Here is a 17,282-nt window from a genome sequence, read left to right as displayed (position 1 = left end):
GATGTCGCGCCACGTGCTGAGCCTCCTGGTGGAGGACAAGCCGGGTCTGCTGACCCGTGTCGCCGGGCTGTTCGCCCGACGCGGCTTCAACATCGAGTCGCTCGCCGTCGGCGTCACCGAGGTGCCGGGGCTCTCGCGCATCACGGTCGTCGTCGATGTCGAGGAGTTGCCGCTCGAGCAGGTGACCAAGCAGCTGAACAAGCTCGTGAACGTCATCAAGATCGTCGAGCTCGACTTCTCGTCGTCGGTGCAGCGCGAGCACATCCTCATCAAGGTGCGGGCCGACAACCAGACCCGCTCGAACGTGATCGAGGTCGCGAACCTGTTCCGCGCCGCGATCGTCGACTACGCCCCCGACGCGCTGGTGGTCGAGGTGACCGGAGACCGCGGCAAGATCGACGCGATCCTCCGCGCCTTCGAGCCCTTCGGCATCAAGGAGCTGGCCCAGTCCGGCCTGCTCGCCATCGGGCGCGGCGGCAAGAGCATCACCGAGCGCGTTCTGCGCGGCTGACCTTCCGAACCACGAATCAAGGAGAAACACACGAACATGGCCGAGATCTTCTACGACGACCACGCCGACCTGTCCATCATCCAGGGCAAGAAGGTCGCGATCGTCGGCTACGGCTCGCAGGGACACGCCCACGCCCAGAACCTCCGCGACTCCGGTGTCGAGGTCGTCATCGCGCTCAAGGACGGCTCGAAGTCAGCCGCGAAGGCGCAGGACGAGGGCTTCGAGGTCAAGAACGTCGCGGATGCCGCAGAGTGGGCCGACCTCATCATGATCCTGGCTCCCGATCAGCACCAGCGCTCGATCTACGCCGACTCCATCAAGGACAAGCTCACGGCGGGCAAGACCCTCGCGTTCGCGCACGGCTTCAACATCCGCTTCGGCTACATCGACGCTCCCGAGGGCGTCGACGTCATCCTCGTCGCCCCGAAGGCCCCGGGCCACACGGTGCGCCGCGAGTTCGTCGCGGGTCGCGGCATCCCCGACATCATCGCCGTCGAGCGCGACGCGTCCGGCTCGGCCTGGGACACCGCGCTTTCGTACGCGAAGGCCATCGGCGGCACCCGCGCGGGTGTCATCAAGACCACCTTCACGGAGGAGACCGAGACCGATCTCTTCGGCGAGCAGGCCGTGCTCTGCGGTGGCATGAGCCACCTCGTCCAGTACGGCTTCGAGACGCTGATCGAGGCCGGCTACCAGCCCCAGATCGCGTACTTCGAGGTGCTGCACGAGCTCAAGCTGATCGTCGACCTCATGTGGGAGGGCGGCATCGCCAAGCAGCGCTGGTCGATCTCCGACACCGCCGAGTACGGCGACTACGTCTCCGGCCCGCGCGTGATCTCGCCGGAGGTCAAGGAGAACATGAAGGCCGTGCTCGCCGATATCCAGTCGGGCGCGTTCGCGCAGCGCTTCATCGCCGACCAGGACAACGGCGCCACCGAGTTCCTCGGCCTCCGCGAGAAGGAGCAGGGTCACCCCATCGAGGCGACCGGCAAGGAGCTGCGCGGCCTCTTCGCCTGGAAGCAGCAGGACAGCGACTACATCGAGGGCAGCGCCGCGCGCTGACCCGTCACGAGCGGCACCGTCCGCTCCGCGACCCTCGGCGGCACCCCGTCGAGCCCGGCCTCGTGCCACGGAAGCCCGGTCCCCATCAGGGGCCGGGCTTTCGGCGTGCCCCCACAGTCGTGACCTTTTACGATGGATGCATGCCCGTCCGTAAGAAGCAGTTCGCTCGCGCGCGCCTGGGGGCGGTGTGCGTCGCAGCTTCTGTGATCGCGGGGGCGATCACCGCACCGTCCGCCTGGTCGGTCACCGCCGATGAGATCGAGGTCGTCCCGCGATCGGACGCCCCGGTTGCGCCCGTGATCCCGGATGAGGAATCGGACGAGGGCGTCCCGACGCCCGCGCCGGGTGAGACCGAGACGCCGTCGCCCGCGCCGACCAGCGAACCGTCGCCGACGGATGGCGAGCCGACTCCGGCGCCGACCACGAGTCCGGCACCGAGCCCGTCCTCTCCGGTGGACCCCTCGCCGACGGTACCCGTCGAGCAGCCGCCCGCGCCGACGCCGCCGCGCATCGAGACCGACGCCCAGGTCGAGCTGCGCGCTTCCACTGCTATCCGACTCGGCGCCTTGCTGCGGCTCGCGCCGCGTGGTACCGACATGGCAACGCCCACCCCCGAACCGAGCGACGCGGTCCACATCGACGGCGGTCCTGACGTGGGCGGGTCGGCGCAGCTCGGCGCTTCCGTCCCCGCTGAAGACCCGACGGGGCGGACCGACGCGGTCCGAGTCGGATCGTTGTACGACGGGTCGGGCGAGGAACTCACGCGACCCGTCGTCTGGGCGCCGTGGGCCGGAGCGCTCGCTCTGGCCGGCGCCGGTGTCGCGATTCTGGTGCTGCGCGGCGGTCGTCAGATCGGTCGCTGATCGGCGCGGCACGGCGCCGCGCCCGTGCCGGCCGTGGTCGCGCGGTACTCTGAGCAGGTGACGAGCCGCGATGACGACGCCCTGAGCTGGGCGGGGGACGACGATCCGACACTCGTGTCCGCGGCCACGGGTCAGCCCACGCCGGCGGTATCCGGCCCTAGGGAGAACGATTCCACGGAGACGGCGTCCGACCTGCCTGCCGAGTCGGCGGAGCACCCCTCGTCCGAGGGCCTGAGCAGTGCTGCTCTCATCTCGCTCGGTGTCCTCGGCGGGATCTATCTGCTGTACTCGATCGGCTGGTTCGTCGGCGGCATGCGCGTCCACAACCTGAGCGGACTGCTCGGGATCGAGACGGCCGTCACCATCCCGGTGCTCGTGCTCGCCGTCGCCGCGCCGGCGATCTGGTTCACGGCCGCCTACATCCTCACCCGGAGCTCGCGCGTGTGGATACGATTCGCCTGGCTCGTCGCGGGAGCGCTGCTTCTCGTTCCGTGGCCCTTCGCGACGCTCGGGGCGGTGAGCTGATGGTGTCGAACGAAGCGCAGCCGTCACGGAAGGCGCCCCCGGTATGGCGGGTGGCGACTGTCGCGGGCGCGTTCGGTCTGTTCTACGCGTATGCGGTCTGGGCGGCGGTCCCGCTCCTCTTCGCGCCCTCTCCGGCACGCACCGCTGTCGGGTGGGTGGCCGTGGTCGCCGCGGTCGTGATGCCGATCGTGATCTTCGCCGGGGGCTTCGCGCTCGGTTGGCGCCGGCCGTCCTGGGCGTTCGCGCTCATTCTGCTGGGCGGCCTCGGGCTTGCATCCGTGTTCTTCCTCAACGTCATCTCGTTCGCGCTCACCTCCGGTGCGGTCTGACGCGGCGGAACGTCACACGGTCATGGGTGTCGCCGACGCCGCGCTAGGCTGAGACGACCCGCCGCACCGCCGTCGGCTGTCGTGGCGACCACCCGTTCCGCGCTTCTGCGCATGCTCCAGAGGATCGTCCGTGCCCCAGCCCGTCGTGCTCATCGCCGAAGAACTCTCGCCCGCCACGATCGATGCCCTCGGTCCTGATTTCGAGATCCGATCCGTCGACGGCGCCGACCGTGCCGCGCTGCTGCCGGCTCTCGCCGACGCGCATGCTGTGCTGATCCGATCGGCGACCAAGATGGATGCCGAGGCGATCGCTGCCGCGCCCTCGCTGAAGGTCATCGCTCGCGCGGGCGTCGGACTCGACAACGTCGACATCAAGGCCGCAACTGCTGCCGGTGTGATGGTGGTCAACGCTCCGACATCCAACATCATCTCCGCGGCCGAGCTCACCGTCGGCCACATCCTCAGCCTTGCGCGCCACATTCCCGCGGCTCACGCGTCGCTCGCGACCGGTGCGTGGAAGCGCTCGTCCTTCACCGGAACCGAGCTGTTCGAGAAGACCGTGGGCATCATCGGCCTCGGCCGTATCGGTGCGCTGATCGCTGCGCGACTGCAGGCATTCGGCGTCAACGTCGTGGCATACGACCCCTACGTCACTCCCACCCGTGCACAGCAGCTCGGCGTGACGCTGTTGAGCCTCGACGACCTGCTCGCGCAGAGCGATTTCGTCACGATCCACATGCCCAAGACGCCTGAGACGACCGGCATGATCGGCGCCGAGCAGTTCGCGCGCATGAAGAAGTCCGCCTACGTCGTCAACGTCGCTCGCGGCGGCCTGATCGACGAGGAGGCCCTCTACGCCGCTCTCACGACCGGCGAGATCGCCGGGGCGGGGCTCGACGTGTTCACGAGCGAGCCGCCGAAGGAGGACGGCACGGCGTACCCGCTGCTCTCTCTGCCGAACGTCGTCGTCACGCCGCACCTCGGCGCGTCGACCGATGAGGCTCAGGAGAAGGCGGGCGTCTCGGTCGCGAAGTCGGTCAAGCTCGCTCTCGAGGGCGACCTCGTGCCCGATGCCGTCAACGTCGCCGGGGGTGTCATCGACCCCTTCGTCCGCCCCGGCATCGCGCTCGTCGAGCAGCTCGGCCAGATCTTCACGGGTCTTGCGCCCAGCGCACTGACGAGCCTCGACATCGAGGTCCGCGGCGAGCTGGCCGCCTACGACGTGAGCGTGTACCGTCTCGCCGCGCTGAAGGGCATCTTCACCAATATCGTCAGCGAGAACGTCTCGTACGTGAACGCACCGCTCTTCGCCGAGCAGCGCGGCATCGAGACTCGTCTCATCGTCGAGGCCGACAGCCCGCTCTACCGCAACATCACCATTCTCCGGGGCACCCTCTCCGACGGGTCGGTCCTGACGGTCGAGGGCACTCTCGCCGGAACGCGGATGGTTCCGAAGGTGGTCGGTATCAACGGTTACGAGGTCGAGGTGCCGATCGAGCGTCACCACGTCGTCATGCGCTACGCCGACCGGCCCGGCATCGTCGCGATCTACGGCCAGAAGCTGGGGGAGGCGGGCATCAACATCGCCGGTCTGCAGGTCGCGCGGCCGGACGCCTCGGGCCGCGCGCTCTCGGTGCTCACGGTCGATTCGCCGGTGCCCGACCACCTTCTCGACGAGATGCGCGAGGCCGTGGCCGCAGACCTGTTCCGCCAGATCGAGCTGACCGAGGTCTGAGTGCTCTATTCGATGCCCGGGGCGGATTCGTCCCGGGCATCGGTCATGGTCGGGCGACGCTGAGCACCAGCCGGATGAGTGCGTCGAAGTCTTCGCCCTGGGGGAGTGGACCCACGACAGCGCCCGCCCCCAGCGCGTTGTTGAAGTAGAGGCCGTCGCCGACCAGAAGCACGAGCTGCAGCGCCGTCTCGTCGCGCGTGTGCTCGCGGAGCGCCTCTTCCCACAGGGTGCGGACGTCGCGCAGCGCGGCGCTCGCGGCGGGGTGACCGCTCTGAGCCAGACGGGAACCGGCCAAGAGCGCGCGATCGAGCGCGCTGTCCTCCATCACCGACGTGCGGAGATAGGCCGCGACGATCCCCTCGGGATGCTGCGCCATGTCGTCGACGTCGAGACGCGCGAGCTCCATCATCCGCTCCAGGAGGGCCGTCTCGAGCGCCTCCTTCGAGGCGTAGTGGTACAGCAGCCCTCCCTTCGAGACCCCGGCTGCGGCGGCGACAGCGTCCATCGTGGCGCCGCGGGCTCCGTCGGAGATCAGGAGATTCTCGTATGCGTCGAGCACGCTCTCGCGTGCGCGTGGGGGACGACTCATGTCCTCAATCCTCTCGCGTCTCGGCGTTCGGTCCTGTTACTATACCGGCTGGACGGTGAACTAATGACGTTGACAGAAGAGATCGCAATCGCAGACGGCCAGGGCCGGCGGGTCGGCTGGCGGGGGTGGGCCGCGCTCGGCGTGCTGATGCTGCCGGTGCTGCTCGTATCGGTGGACAACACGGTGCTGAGCTTTGCGCTGCCCGAGATCGCACGAGCCCTGAGTCCCACCAGCGCGCAACAGCTCTGGATCATCGACGTGTATCCGCTCATCCTCGCGGGACTCCTCGTGACGATGGGGTCGCTCGGCGATCGCTTCGGTCGGCGCCGGATGCTGCTGGTCGGCGCGACCGGGTTCGCAACGGTCTCCGCCCTGGCGGCTTTCGCGCCCAACGCCGAGATGCTCATCGCGGCGAGGGCGGCGATGGGCGTGTTCGGCGCCATGCTGATGCCGTCGACGCTGTCGCTGCTGCGAAGCATCTTCACCGACCGGGACCAGCGCCGGCTCGCCATCGCGGTCTGGGCCTCGATGTTCTCGGCGGGCGCCGCGCTCGGTCCGATCGTCGGCGGCGTGCTGCTCGAGCATTTCAGCTGGGGGTCGGTGTTCCTCATGGCGGTGCCGGTACTCGTGCCGCTGCTCGTGCTCGCGCCCTTCCTCGTTCCCGAGAGCCGCGATCCGCGGCCGGGGCGCATCGATCCGATCGGCATCGCCCTGTCGATGCTGACGATGGTGCCGATCGTCTACGCCATCAAGGACTTCGCGGTGAAGGGGTGGGGCATCACCCCGCCGCTGCTGTTCGCGCTCGGACTGGTGTTCGGCTGGCTCTTCGTGCGGCGCCAGCTTCGCGTGAACGAACCGATGCTCGACATGCGACTGTTCTCACGGGGCACCTTCAGTGGTGCGCTGCTGGTCAACCTCCTGAGCGTCGTGGCCCTCGTCGGGTTTCTGTACTTCGTGACGCAGCATCTGCAGCTGATCGTCGGTCTCTCGCCGCTGCAGGCCGGGCTCGCGCTCGTGCCCGGTCTGGCCATGATGATCGTCGCGGGCCTGGGAGTCGTGCCCATCTCGCGCCGGGTGTCGCCTCGCATCGTCGTGCCCGCGGCACTGACGCTGTCAGCCGCCGGGTACGTCATGATCGCACTCCTGACCGACGCCGAGAGCATGATCGAGCTCGTGCTCGCGTTCGCCCTGCTGGGTATGGGCATCGGCGCGGCGGAGACGGTGTCGAACGAACTCGTGCTCGCGAGCGCCCCGCCGGCGAAGGCCGGAGCGGCCAGTGCAGTGTCCGAGACTGCGTACGAGGTGGGCGCCGTGCTGGGAACAGCGGTGCTCGGCGGCATCCTCACCGCGATGTATCGCGTCGGCATGGCGGTCCCCGAAGGGGTGCCAGCCGAGGCCGCTGATGCAGCGCGCGAGACTCTCGCGGGAGCCGTCAACGTCGCGCAGGGTCTGCCCGAGCCGATCGGACGTCAGCTGATGGATGCAGCCGCGCACGCGTTCGACTCCGGCGTCGGCGTGACCGCCGCCATCGGCGCTGTGCTCGTCGTCTGCGCAGGCATCATCGCGGCCACTACGCTGAAGGGATCCCACTCGCGGCCCGCCGAGCACTGAGCGCTCGGCGCGCCGCTTCACCGAGAACGAGGAGAGCGATGTCGCGCGTCGTGAAGCTGGCCGTGATTCCGGGCGACGGAATCGGTCCCGAGGTCGTCGCCGAGGCCGAGAAGGTGCTCGACGCGGCCGTGGCGGGGACGGATGTGGTCATCGACAGGACGCGGTTCGCGCTCGGTGCGGCGCGCTACCTCGAGACCGGTGACACGCTCACGGACGACGACCTCGCGGCCATCGCGGGGCACGACGCGATCCTCCTCGGCGCGGTCGGGGGAGTGCCCGGCGACCCGCGGCTGCGCGACGCGAACATCGAGCGGGGACTCCTGCTCAAGCTTCGCTTCGAGCTCGACCACTACGTCAACCTCCGGCCGTCGAAGCTGTATCCGAGCGTTCCGGGTCCGCTCGCCGACCCCGGGGAGATCGACTTCGTCGTGGTCCGCGAGGGCACCGAGGGGCCGTACGTCGGCAACGGCGGCAGCATCCGCCGCGGCACCCCGCACGAGGTCGCGAACGAGACCTCGGTGAACACCGCTTTCGGTGTCGAGCGTGTCGTGCGCTACGCGTTCGATCTGGCCGAGCGCCGGCGGCAGAAGCTGACGCTGGTGCACAAGACGAACGTCCTCGTGCACGCGGGCGGGATCTGGAAGCGCATCGTGGACGAGGTGGCGGCTGAGCACCCCGACGTCGCCGTAGACTATCTCCACGTCGACGCGGCGACGATCTTCCTGGTCACGAACCCGGGCCGCTTCGATGTGATCGTCACCGACAACCTCTTCGGTGACATCCTGACCGACTTGGCCGGCGCCGTCACCGGAGGCATCGGCCTCGCCGCTTCGGGGAACATCAACCCCGACGGCGCGTTCCCCTCGATGTTCGAGCCCGTTCACGGATCGGCGCCCGACATCGCGGGCCAGCAGAAGGCCGACCCCACGGCCGCGATCCTCTCCGTCTCGTTGCTGCTCGATCACCTCGGGCTCACGGAGGCCGCTCGACGCGTGACACGCGCGGTCGAGGCTGACATCGCGGACCGCAGCTCGGACCCGCGCACCACGACACAGATCGGCGACGCGATCACGGCTCGACTCCAGGCGTAGCCTGGAAGCCGCCCGCCGCCCGACATTCTCTGGGAAGACAGATGACGCTCCTCGAAAACGACCCCGACGCCGGACTCGAAGCCCTCGAGTTCGCCGTCACGCGAAACCTCACCGCAGCCTCGGCTGCCCGTCGCGAGGAGATCCTCGCGAATCCCGGGTTCGGCACCCACTTCACCGACCACATGGTGGACATCTGCTGGTCGGTCCGGGGCGGCTGGCACCGCCCGCGCGTCCAGCCGTACGGTCCGATCACCCTCGATCCGGCTGCGGCGGTGCTGCACTACGGCCAGGAGATCTTCGAGGGCATCAAGGCCTATCGTCACGCCGACGGCTCGGTCCATACCTTCCGACCCGACCAGAACGGTCGGCGGCTCCAGCGCTCCGCGCGCCGCCTCGCGCTGCCCGAGCTGCCGGTCGAATGGTTCATCCAGTCGCTCCGCGAGCTCATCGCCGTCGATGGGGATTGGGTGCCCTCCGGCGCTGATCAGTCGCTCTATCTGCGGCCGTTCATGTTCGCGAAGGAGGCGTTCCTCGGCGTGCGCCCCGCGAACAAGGTCGCGTACTACCTGATCGCGAGCCCGGCGGGTGCTTACTTCACCGGGGGAGTGAAGCCCGTCTCGATCTGGCTCAGCGAGGACTACGCCCGCGCAGGCAAGGGCGGCACGGGCGCCGCCAAGACCGGCGGCAACTACGCGTCGAGCCTGCTCCCGCAGGCCGAGGCGTACGAGAACGAATGCGACCAGGTCGTCTTCCTCGATCAGGACCGCAACGTGGAGGAGCTCGGCGGCATGAACGTCGTGTTCGTCTACAAGGACGGCACGATCGTCACGCCGCAGTCCGACTCGATCCTCGAAGGGATCACCCGCGACTCGATCCTGCAGCTCGCGCGCGACCGTGGGCACAAGGTCGAGGGACGCGCCGTCTCGCTCGACGAGTGGCGCCAGGGCGTGGCATCCGGTGACATCGTCGAGGTCTTCGCCTGCGGTACCGCTGCCGTCGTGACGCCGATCGGGATTCTCAAGGGCCACGACTTCTTCGACGAGCAGCCGGTCGGCGAGCTCGCCCTGTCGCTGCGCGAAGAGCTCACCGACATCCAGTACGGACGACGCGAAGACAAGCACGGCTGGCTCGTGCGATTGGACGGCTGAGATGAAGATCGTACGGTTCTCCCACAACGAGGCCATCCGCTACGGCATCCTCGACGGCACCGACCTGGTGACCCTGGCAGGCGACCCGATGTACGCGGGCTACGACACGACGGGCGAGCGCGTTGCGCTCAGCGACGCCGTGCTGCTGGCTCCCGTCATCCCGCGATCCAAGATCATCGCCGTCGGCCGGAACTACCGCGAGCACGCCGCGGAGTTCGGCAATGAGGTGCCCGCGGAACCCTTGCTGTTCTTCAAGCCGAACACCTCGGTGATCGGTCCCGGCGACGCCATCATCCGCCCGACCCAGTCGCAGCAGGTGGACTTCGAGGGCGAGCTCGCCGTCGTCATCGGCAAGGTCACCCGCAACGTCTCCGCCGACGACGCGCTAAGCCATGTGTTCGGCTACTCGATCGCGAACGATGTCACGGCACGCGACCTGCAGCGCAGCGACGGCCAGTGGACGCGGGCGAAGGGCTTCGACACGTTCTGCCCGCTCGGGCCGGCGATCGAGACCGAGTTCGACCCGTCGCAGGCCGAGCTCGTGGCGCGCGTCAACGGGGACGAGAAGCAGCGTGCACCGCTGACGGACATGGTCCACGGTGTCGCCGACCTCATCGCCTACGCCTCTGCGGCGTTCACGCTGCTGCCGGGCGACGTCATCCTGACGGGAACGCCTGCCGGCGTCGGTCCGCTCGTCGCGGGCGATGTCGTGGAGGTCGAGATCGATGGTCTCGGCATCCTGCGCAACATCGTCCGGGATGCCTGACACGATCGGAACTCCTGCTCCGAGCGCGGCGTCCGCCGGCGTCCCACGGGAGGTCGTGCGGCGCCGCGCGCTGGTCGTGCTCTCGCTCGGCCAGGTGCTCGGCGGCATCGGTTTCGGGTCGACCATCTCGCTCGGAGCGGTCATCACCGAGCGGCTCACGGGCGACGAGGCTCTGGCGGGTCTCCCGACTGCTGCGGTGACGCTGGGGGCTGCTCTGCTGGCGGTGCCGTTGGCCTCGTTCGCGTCGCGGTCGGGGCGACGCCCGGCGCTCGCCCTCGGGATGCTGCTGGCGCTCGTCGGCGTCGCGCTCGTGGTCGTGGGGACGGCGGCAGCGCTGTTCCCGGTTCTGCTCGTCGCCTTCGCGTTGATCGGCGCCGGCCAGGCCGCGAATCTGCAGTCCCGGTTCGCCGCGACCGATCTCGCGACCGATCGCACGCGCGGGCGCGACCTCTCGATCGTCGTGTGGGCGACCACCATCGGCGCTGTGCTCGGTCCGAACCTGATCGGCGCCGGTGAGGCGCTCGGCGACGTGGTGGGGATGCCTCCCCTGACCGGGCCGTACCTCTTCACGGCGGTCGCGCAGCTGCTGGCCATCGCCTTATACCTCGTCGCTCTGCGGCCCGACCCGCTGTTGCTCGCGCGCACGGCGAGCGCCGAGGCACCCCAGGCGCCGGCGACGCGCCGGGCGCAGGCCGACCGACCCGGTGCCGCCCGATACGCCGTGCTCGCGATCGCCGGATCGCACGGGGTCATGGTGTCGGTCATGGCGATGACGCCTCTGCATCTCGTCCACCACGGTGCGGAACTCTCGGTCGTCGGGCTCACCATCAGCCTGCACATCGCCGGCATGTATGCGCTGTCACCTCTCTTCGGCATCCTCGCCGACCGTCTCGGGCGCGTGGCGACGGTCCTGCTCGGTCAGGCTCTGCTCGCCGCCTCGCTCGTCGTCGCCGCGATGGGAGCCGACTCGGCCCTCGCTGTCACTGCCTCACTGATTCTGCTCGGGCTCGGCTGGAGCGGAGCCACCGTGGCGGGATCGGCGCTGCTCACCGAGGCGTCGTCGCCGGAGCGCCGGACCGCGCGTCAGGGACGCAGCGACGCCATCATGAACGTCGTCGGGGCCGCGGGCGCCGCCGCGGCCGGGGGAGTGTTGGGCGTCCTCGGCTACGCGGGTCTAGCGGTGTGCGCTCTCGCTGTCGTCGCTGTCGTCGTGATCGGCGGACTTCTGGCTGGCCGGTCTATGCGTTCGCCCGACCGTTCGAACCACCCCGTCGGCACCTAGACCCTGGGCCGCTCAGCGGCAAGCATTTTGCTCCGGGGCGGAAGGCTGGCACCGTGGAGTCATGAGCCACCGCGCACAGTTGATCATCGCCCTCGTCTCGAGCGCGATCCTCTTCCTCTCGATCGCGCTGATGTTCGCGCTGGTGATCATCAGCTTCTTCACCGATGGCATCGACTTCGCGGGTGATTCCCACATCGCCGATGCGCTCGCGTCGACCGGGTGGGCACTGACAGCGTGACGCCGCCCACCGCCGTGCTCCGCTGATCAGCCGAGGAGGGCGGTCGCGGCCAGCTCGACGTCGGCCTCGTCGTTGAAGACGTGGAACGCGATGCGCGCATTGCCGCGACGGCCGGATGCCGCCACCCCGGCGGACGTCAGCCGTGCGAGATCCGTACCGGCGGGGTCGGGCCACGTGACGATCGGGGTCGCCCGCAGAGGCTCGGGAAGTCCGAGCCGCTCGCGAAAGGCTGAGGCGAGACCGGTCACCCGCGCGTGCAGGGCCGCAGGGTCGGCATCCGCGAACATCGCCAGTGCTGGTTCGGCGCCCACCATCGCCTGCCACGCTGGCGACACATCGAAGCGCCGCGCCGAGCGCGCGAGTGACGCGTCGACGCCGTAGCACGCGGCCCACGGGTCCTCGCCGGCGTACCATCCGGCGTGGAGGGGTGTGAGCGTCGCTGCGAAGTCGTCGGCGAGCACGAGGAACGCCACGCCGCGAGGCGCGCACAGCCACTTGTACGTGTGGCAGACGAGGGCGTCGAACTGCCCGGCGTCGAGGGGGAGCCAGCCCGCCGCCTGCGTCGCGTCGCAGAGGGTGCGTGCTCGGGCACGCTGCGCGGCCTCGGCGATCGCGGCCGCGTCGGCGACCTCTCCCGTGGCCGACTGCACGATCGAGAATGCGACCAGGTCGACATCCGGAGTGATCGCGTCGGCGAGGTCGGCGAGCGGGACGGCGCGGACTCGGATGCCGCGCCCGGCGTGCGCGAACGGGAGAACGAGCGAGGAGAACTCGCCCTCGGGGCACAGCACGGTTGCGCCATCGGGGAGCGAAGCCGCGATCATGCCGACCAGGACCGACGTCTGCGACCCGATGGCCACGTGCTCGGGGTCGGTCGACACCAATCGGGCGAAGTGGGCGCGGCAACGCTCGGCCACGTCCGCGTAATGAACGAGATCGGGCCGGGCATCGAGGTCGGCGACGACCGCCGCCCGCGTCGCGACCGTCGGCAGGCCCGTGCTGCAGGCGGCGAGATAGCCCCGAGCCCCCGGGAACGCGGCGTGAAGCTCCTCCGGTGTGAGAGTCGTCGTCTGCATGCATCCATGCTGCGCGATCGTGACCTATTGGTCTACGGCAGGATTTGCATACAAAGCATCACGCCTAGTTATCTATCCGGATGGATACCCCGGACTATCGTCTCGACGTCACCGAGTTGCGCGTCGTGCGCGCCGTCGCCGACGGTGGCTCCATCACGGCGGCAGCGACGGCCCTGGGCTACAGTCAGCCGGCCGTGAGCCAGCAGATCAAGCGGCTGGAACAGCGCCTCGGCGTGCCGGTCGTCGAGCGGGTCGGGCGACGGATGCGGCTCACCGAAGCAGGCCGCGTGATCGCCCGGCACGCGGCGGCGGTCGCGACGGTCATCGAGGCGGCCTCCGGTGAACTGGCCGAGCTCGCCGGATTGCGGTCGGGGACCGTGCGCATGGTCGGCTTCCCCTCCGCTTCGCCGACGGTGCTGCCGCGGCTGATGGACCGGCTCGCCCCGGCGGAGCCGGGGCTGACCCTGACATACGTCGAGGCGGAGCCGCCCGAGGCGATCGCCGATGTGCGCGCAGACCGGGCCGACATCGCTCTGACGTTCGGTTACCCGGGTGATCGGAGCGACCCGCACGGTGAGAACGTCCGAGGACTCGACACCGAGGCCATCGGGTACGACGACCTGCTGGCGGTGCTGCCGGCCGACCACCCTGCCGCCCGCGGGTCGGGGGCCATCGAGATCGCGCCACTTGCGCACGAGGCCTGGATCGCCGGATGCCCCCGCTGCCGTGGTCATCTGCTCGAGGTGTGCGGCCGAGCCGGGTTCGAGCCCGCGATCCGCTTCGAGACCGACAATTTCGTCGCGGTCGAGCAGCTCGTGGCCCAGGGGATCGGTGTCGCCACTCTTCCCGGGCTCGCGGTCGCGTCATTCCCTCTCCTCCCCGGTGTGGTGACGCGACCGCTTCCCGCGAGCGAACGCCGCGCCATCCACGCGGTCTCCGCGGGCGGAGCGGGCCGGGTTCCCGCGGTGGCATCGGTCCTCGGCCACCTGCGGGCCGTCGTCGCGGAGCTCACCGGCGGCGACGCTCACGAGAACTAAGCTGGAGGGGATGTCCACCGCACCGCACCCCGCCACCACGACCGCCGCCGGAACCGATGTCCGCGTGCGGTTCTGCCCGTCGCCGACCGGTCTGCCGCACGTCGGCCTCATCCGCACGGCCCTGTTCAACTGGGCCTACGCGCGCCACAACGGCGGCAAGATGGTCTTCCGCATCGAAGACACCGACGCCGCGCGCGACAGCGAGGAGAGCTACCAGCAGCTGCTCGAAGCGCTGCGGTGGCTCGAGATCGACTGGGATGAGGGCGTCGAGAAGGGCGGCCCTCACGCGCCGTACCGCCAGTCGCAGCGCCACGAGATCTACCGCCAGGTGCTCGACAAGCTCATCGCCGCCGGGGTCGTCTACGAGTCGTACTCGACCGCCGAGGAGATCGACGCCCGCAACGAGGCGAACGGCCGCGCGAAGCAGCTCGGCTACGACAACTTCGACCGTGACCTCACCGACGAGCAGAAGGCCGCCTTCCGTGCCGAGGGTCGCGAGCCCGCATGGCGCCTGCGCGTGCCCGACCACGACCTCACCTTCGTCGATCTCATCCGCGGCGAGGTGACCTTCCCCGCCGGGTCGTTCCCCGACTTCGTCATCGTTCGCGCCGGCGGCGTTCCGCTCTACACGTTCGTGAACCCCGTCGACGACGCGCTGATGGGCATCACGCACGTCCTGCGCGGCGAGGACCTCATGCCGTCGACCGCACGTCAGCTCGCGCTGTACGCGGCTCTCATCGAGGCGGGCGTCACGGATTTCGTCCCCCGCTTCGGCCACATGCCCCTCGTCCTCGGCGAGACCGGCAACAAGAAGCTGTCGAAGCGCGACCCGAAGGCCGATCTCTTCCTGCAGCGCGAGAAGGGCTTCATCCACGAGGGGCTCTTGAACTACCTGTCGCTCCTCGGCTGGTCTATCGCTCCCGACCGCGACGTGTTCACGCGCGATGAGCTGATCGCCGCGTTCGACATCGCGGACGTGAACCCGAACCCGGCCCGCTTCGACCAGAAGAAGGCCGAGTCGATCAACGGCGACCACGTGCGCATGCTCGCCCCCGACGACTTCGCCGAGCGCCTCGTGCCCTACCTCGCCGGCGCCGGGCTGATCGAGAACCCTCCCACCGCGGCGCAGCGCGAGATCCTCGAGGCCGCGGCGCCCCTCGTCCAGGAGCGGATGCAGCTGCTCGGAGATGCACCGGGTCTGCTCGGTTTCCTGTTCCGCTCCGAGGTCGCGTACGACGACGATGCGCTCTCGGGTCTTCCGGCGAACGCGGGGGAGGTGCTCGTCGCGTCGGTCGGCGCCCTCGAGCTCGTTCCCGAGCAGGGCTTCACCGCAGCCGCGGTGCAGGATGCCCTCGCGCCCGCCGTCATCGAGGGGCTCGGGCTCAAGCCGCGTGTCGCCTACGGCCCGCTGCGCGTCGCCCTCAGCGGACGTCGCGTGTCGCCGCCGCTGTTCGAGTCGATGGAGCTGCTCGGCAAGGCCGAGACGATCAGGCGGCTCGACGCACTCGTCCAGCGCGTCGGCTGACGCGCCCGGGCGGCGCTCGGTTAGGCCCCACCGCATCCGTCGGGTATAGTTGATCCTCGGTGCGACTGAGGTCAAACCGACCATGGGGTATGGTGTAATTGGCAACACGGCTGATTCTGGTTCAGTTGTTCTTGGTTCGAGTCCAGGTACCCCAGCTTCGAGAAAGGCCCCGCTTCGGCGGGGCTTTTCCGTTTCGTGTTCGATGCGGCGGCGGTCAGTGAGGCCGGGAAGACGGTGCCATCCGCGGTGCCACGACCGCCGCCACGATCAGCGGTGCGGCCAAGAAGAGCCAGGCGGCAGCCGATGCCCCGGGCATCGCGAGCAGGACGCCGACGATGAGGTTGCCGATGAGCACCGCGATGCCCCCGCAGGTGGCGAGCAGGCCGAAGAACGACCCTGTCGGACGATCCTCCGCGAAGCGGGGCGCCAGCGACAGGGCTGTCGGGTTGGTCGTCATGTGGCCCGCCACGACGAGGGATGCCGCGACGACGACGATCGTGACGCGTGCGGCATCCGCCACCGGCGTCAGCGCGCCGACCGCGACGACGGCGAAGCCGGCGGCGGACAGCAGGTAGCCGGTGCGAAGGGCGACCGGCGCGCCGACGCGCGCCGACCAGCGGGCGACGGGGATCTGCAGCGTCAGCGTCAGGACCGACACCCACGCGAACATCCCGGCGGTCGCGGTGGCCGGGTGGTCCGTGGTGGCGAGCTGCAACGGCAACGCGAGGTAGAGCTGGTTGTACGCCAGCAGATCGGCGGCGTGCGCGGCCGAGAAGCCGACGAAGCGCCGGTCACGCAACGACCACCAGCGTCTTGTCGGGCCCGCCGCGACCTTCGACGTGTGTTCGCGGCTCGCGGCGGGCAGCGAGAATGCGAGGAACAGTCCGATCAGAACGAAGAAGCCGGCCCCGCAGAGGGCGACCGTTTCGAAGCCCCAGCCGAGGAGAGCGGCACCGATGACGGGGCCGGTCACAGCTCCCAGCTCGCCGGTGATGCTGAGCCAGGCGAAAAGCGAGGCACGTGGTCCGGTTCCCGCGGCCGGTCGCCGGCCCTCGGCGTCCGCGAGGAGCACGTTGAGCCCCGGTGAGAACAACGCTCCGCCGAGGCCCGTGAGGACGGTCCCGGCGACGAAGAGAGCGAGCTGGGGCGGTGCCAGCAGTAGGGATGCCGCGAGCGTCGTGAACCCGGCCACGCGAACGGCGCAGCCGAGGAGAATGACGCGGCGCGCGCCGATTCTGTCGGCGAGCACCCCGCCGACGAGGAACATGCCCTGCTGGGCGAACGTGCGGACCCCGAGTATCAGTCCGACCCTGGTGGCCGCGACGCCGAAGTCCTCGGTGAGGACGAGCGCGAGGAAGGGCACGACGGCGTAGAAGCCCGTGTTGAACAGGAACTGCGTCGTGAGCAGCGCCGGGGTGGGTGCGGAACGCGGTGCTGCGGCAGCGGGAGAGGGAATCTGCACGTTGGTTTCTTTTGAGCTTCGAATATGCCGTCCGGGGGCGCCGTCGGGTGCAGCGGAGGGGCGGGTCGTGCAAAGCACCCAGACGATCATCGCAAGACGACGGCCATGCGGCCGCGAACGGCGTGCCGCCGAGTGACAATGGGCGTATGGGACTCTTCACGCAGCGACCCGAGGAACCGAGCGAATGGGCGGGTCTGCCCTCCGAGCCCGTTCGTCGGAAGTCGAACGCCGAGCTGCTGCCCGACGAGCCGCCGGCCGCCGACCCTGCGGGCGACCTGCTCGGCGGGGGCGGTATCGCGTCGATCTCGATTCCGCTGGCGGTTCCGACCGCGAGGGAGGCTGAAAACGCCGACGCCGACGCCGACGCCGACGGCGAGCCGGAATCGCGCAGCGAGCCGCCCACTGTCTGACAGGTGTCGGATAGGCTGATCA

Annotated in this window: 18 protein-coding genes and 1 tRNA gene; 16 read left to right on the top strand and 3 right to left on the bottom strand. The window is 69.5% G+C overall.

The window, feature by feature from the left end:
• Window position 1 precedes the first annotated feature (1 nt).
• The 6 genes from ilvN (at window position 2) to serA (ending at window position 5,025) form a co-directional block, all read left to right on the top strand.
• Window positions 2-511, top strand: coding sequence for an acetolactate synthase small subunit (gene ilvN / locus ACI2K6_RS02400; RefSeq protein WP_071918201.1), 510 nt, complete (start codon window positions 2-4; stop codon window positions 509-511).
• Between the two features lie 36 nt (window positions 512-547).
• Window positions 548-1,573: a ketol-acid reductoisomerase gene (gene ilvC / locus ACI2K6_RS02395; protein ID WP_023951072.1), complete on the top strand. Its 1,026-nt coding sequence runs from the start codon at window positions 548-550 to the stop codon at window positions 1,571-1,573.
• A gap of 140 nt (window positions 1,574-1,713) precedes the next feature.
• Entirely contained in the window at window positions 1,714-2,436 is a 723-nt protein-coding gene (locus ACI2K6_RS02390) for a hypothetical protein (protein ID WP_404567973.1), read from the top strand.
• A 57-nt stretch (window positions 2,437-2,493) separates the two neighbouring features.
• Entirely contained in the window at window positions 2,494-2,961 is a 468-nt protein-coding gene (locus ACI2K6_RS02385) for a hypothetical protein (protein ID WP_404567971.1), read from the top strand.
• A complete protein-coding gene (locus ACI2K6_RS02380; RefSeq protein ID WP_378718388.1) occupies window positions 2,961-3,290 on the top strand; it encodes a hypothetical protein in 330 nt (109 codons plus the stop codon). Before ACI2K6_RS02385 ends, ACI2K6_RS02380 begins: the two co-directional genes overlap by 1 nt.
• A 130-nt stretch (window positions 3,291-3,420) precedes the next feature.
• Window positions 3,421-5,025: a phosphoglycerate dehydrogenase gene (gene serA, locus ACI2K6_RS02375; RefSeq protein WP_269266450.1), complete on the top strand. Its 1,605-nt coding sequence runs from the start codon at window positions 3,421-3,423 to the stop codon at window positions 5,023-5,025.
• Between the two features lie 43 nt (window positions 5,026-5,068).
• Here serA and ACI2K6_RS02370 read toward each other — a convergent pair whose 3' ends face one another.
• Window positions 5,069-5,614 (bottom strand): TetR/AcrR family transcriptional regulator, encoded by a 546-nt coding sequence (locus tag ACI2K6_RS02370; RefSeq protein WP_181574124.1) that lies wholly within the window; start codon window positions 5,612-5,614, stop codon window positions 5,069-5,071.
• A gap of 63 nt (window positions 5,615-5,677) precedes the next feature.
• Here ACI2K6_RS02370 and ACI2K6_RS02365 point away from each other — a divergent pair, with 63 nt between their 5' ends.
• From ACI2K6_RS02365 to ACI2K6_RS02340, 6 genes are all read left to right on the top strand, one after another.
• Window positions 5,678-7,225 carry an MFS transporter gene (locus ACI2K6_RS02365; RefSeq protein WP_404567969.1) on the top strand — a complete coding sequence of 516 codons (1,548 nt, stop codon included), beginning with the start codon at window positions 5,678-5,680 and terminating at the stop codon, window positions 7,223-7,225.
• Between the two features lie 38 nt (window positions 7,226-7,263).
• A complete protein-coding gene (locus tag ACI2K6_RS02360) occupies window positions 7,264-8,316 on the top strand; it encodes a 3-isopropylmalate dehydrogenase (RefSeq protein WP_274177778.1) in 1,053 nt (350 codons plus the stop codon).
• 41 nt (window positions 8,317-8,357) lie between these two features.
• The gene (locus tag ACI2K6_RS02355) at window positions 8,358-9,464 is read left to right on the top strand and encodes a branched-chain amino acid aminotransferase (protein ID WP_112614406.1); all 1,107 of its coding nucleotides are present in this window, start codon (window positions 8,358-8,360) and stop codon (window positions 9,462-9,464) included.
• 1 nt (window position 9,465) lies between these two features.
• Window positions 9,466-10,230 carry a fumarylacetoacetate hydrolase family protein gene (locus tag ACI2K6_RS02350; protein WP_404567968.1) on the top strand — a complete coding sequence of 255 codons (765 nt, stop codon included), beginning with the start codon at window positions 9,466-9,468 and terminating at the stop codon, window positions 10,228-10,230.
• Entirely contained in the window at window positions 10,223-11,512 is a 1,290-nt protein-coding gene (locus tag ACI2K6_RS02345; protein ID WP_282502486.1) for an MFS transporter, read from the top strand. Before ACI2K6_RS02350 ends, ACI2K6_RS02345 begins: the two co-directional genes overlap by 8 nt.
• 61 nt (window positions 11,513-11,573) lie before the next feature.
• Window positions 11,574-11,750 carry a hypothetical protein gene (locus ACI2K6_RS02340; RefSeq protein WP_269266446.1) on the top strand — a complete coding sequence of 59 codons (177 nt, stop codon included), beginning with the start codon at window positions 11,574-11,576 and terminating at the stop codon, window positions 11,748-11,750.
• A 26-nt stretch (window positions 11,751-11,776) separates the two neighbouring features.
• On the opposite strand, the gene ACI2K6_RS02335 is transcribed toward ACI2K6_RS02340, so the two are convergent.
• On the bottom strand, window positions 11,777-12,826 hold the full coding sequence (locus ACI2K6_RS02335; RefSeq protein ID WP_323987604.1) for an aminotransferase class V-fold PLP-dependent enzyme: 1,050 nt from the start codon (window positions 12,824-12,826) through the stop codon (window positions 11,777-11,779).
• A gap of 80 nt (window positions 12,827-12,906) precedes the next feature.
• Here ACI2K6_RS02335 and ACI2K6_RS02330 point away from each other — a divergent pair, with 80 nt between their 5' ends.
• The 3 genes from ACI2K6_RS02330 to ACI2K6_RS02320 all read left to right on the top strand — a co-directional run bounded on the left by ACI2K6_RS02330 (window position 12,907) and on the right by ACI2K6_RS02320 (window position 15,543).
• A complete protein-coding gene (locus ACI2K6_RS02330) occupies window positions 12,907-13,863 on the top strand; it encodes a LysR family transcriptional regulator (RefSeq protein WP_404567967.1) in 957 nt (318 codons plus the stop codon).
• Between the two features lie 10 nt (window positions 13,864-13,873).
• Window positions 13,874-15,388 (top strand): glutamate--tRNA ligase, encoded by a 1,515-nt coding sequence (gene gltX / locus ACI2K6_RS02325; RefSeq protein WP_282502491.1) that lies wholly within the window; start codon window positions 13,874-13,876, stop codon window positions 15,386-15,388.
• Between the two features lie 83 nt (window positions 15,389-15,471).
• Window positions 15,472-15,543: transfer RNA gene (locus tag ACI2K6_RS02320), tRNA-Gln, on the top strand.
• A gap of 59 nt (window positions 15,544-15,602) precedes the next feature.
• Here ACI2K6_RS02320 and ACI2K6_RS02315 read toward each other — a convergent pair.
• Entirely contained in the window at window positions 15,603-16,850 is a 1,248-nt protein-coding gene (locus tag ACI2K6_RS02315) for an MFS transporter (protein WP_404567966.1), read from the bottom strand.
• 146 nt (window positions 16,851-16,996) lie between these two features.
• Here ACI2K6_RS02315 and ACI2K6_RS02310 point away from each other — a divergent pair, with 146 nt between their 5' ends.
• Window positions 16,997-17,260, top strand: coding sequence for a hypothetical protein (locus ACI2K6_RS02310; protein ID WP_404567964.1), 264 nt, complete (start codon window positions 16,997-16,999; stop codon window positions 17,258-17,260).
• Window positions 17,261-17,282 lie beyond the last annotated feature (22 nt).

Source organism: Microbacterium sp. NPDC006705 (assembly GCF_044903545.1).
Taxonomy (GTDB): domain Bacteria; phylum Actinomycetota; class Actinomycetes; order Actinomycetales; family Microbacteriaceae; genus Microbacterium; species Microbacterium plantarum.
This window is presented reverse-complemented; position numbering and strand designations above follow the sequence as displayed.

What these genes read in the sequence shown, in the direction of transcription:
- ACI2K6_RS02365 (WP_404567969.1), top strand. Translation starts at nt 5,678, where the DNA reads ATGACGTTGACAGAAGAGATCGCAATCGCAGACGGCCAGGGCCGGCGG.
- ACI2K6_RS02345 (WP_282502486.1), top strand. Translation starts at nt 10,223, where the DNA reads ATGCCTGACACGATCGGAACTCCTGCTCCGAGCGCGGCGTCCGCCGGC.
- ACI2K6_RS02360 (WP_274177778.1), top strand. Translation starts at nt 7,264, where the DNA reads ATGTCGCGCGTCGTGAAGCTGGCCGTGATTCCGGGCGACGGAATCGGT.
- ACI2K6_RS02380 (WP_378718388.1), top strand. Translation starts at nt 2,961, where the DNA reads ATGGTGTCGAACGAAGCGCAGCCGTCACGGAAGGCGCCCCCGGTATGG.
- ACI2K6_RS02335 (WP_323987604.1), bottom strand. Translation starts at nt 12,826, where the DNA reads ATGCAGACGACGACTCTCACACCGGAGGAGCTTCACGCCGCGTTCCCG.
- gltX (WP_282502491.1), top strand. Translation starts at nt 13,874, where the DNA reads ATGTCCACCGCACCGCACCCCGCCACCACGACCGCCGCCGGAACCGAT.
- ilvN (WP_071918201.1), top strand. Translation starts at nt 2, where the DNA reads ATGTCGCGCCACGTGCTGAGCCTCCTGGTGGAGGACAAGCCGGGTCTG.
- ACI2K6_RS02350 (WP_404567968.1), top strand. Translation starts at nt 9,466, where the DNA reads ATGAAGATCGTACGGTTCTCCCACAACGAGGCCATCCGCTACGGCATC.
- ilvC (WP_023951072.1), top strand. Translation starts at nt 548, where the DNA reads ATGGCCGAGATCTTCTACGACGACCACGCCGACCTGTCCATCATCCAG.
- ACI2K6_RS02355 (WP_112614406.1), top strand. Translation starts at nt 8,358, where the DNA reads ATGACGCTCCTCGAAAACGACCCCGACGCCGGACTCGAAGCCCTCGAG.
- ACI2K6_RS02370 (WP_181574124.1), bottom strand. Translation starts at nt 5,614, where the DNA reads ATGAGTCGTCCCCCACGCGCACGCGAGAGCGTGCTCGACGCATACGAG.
- ACI2K6_RS02310 (WP_404567964.1), top strand. Translation starts at nt 16,997, where the DNA reads ATGGGACTCTTCACGCAGCGACCCGAGGAACCGAGCGAATGGGCGGGT.
- ACI2K6_RS02390 (WP_404567973.1), top strand. Translation starts at nt 1,714, where the DNA reads ATGCCCGTCCGTAAGAAGCAGTTCGCTCGCGCGCGCCTGGGGGCGGTG.
- ACI2K6_RS02340 (WP_269266446.1), top strand. Translation starts at nt 11,574, where the DNA reads ATGAGCCACCGCGCACAGTTGATCATCGCCCTCGTCTCGAGCGCGATC.
- ACI2K6_RS02330 (WP_404567967.1), top strand. Translation starts at nt 12,907, where the DNA reads ATGGATACCCCGGACTATCGTCTCGACGTCACCGAGTTGCGCGTCGTG.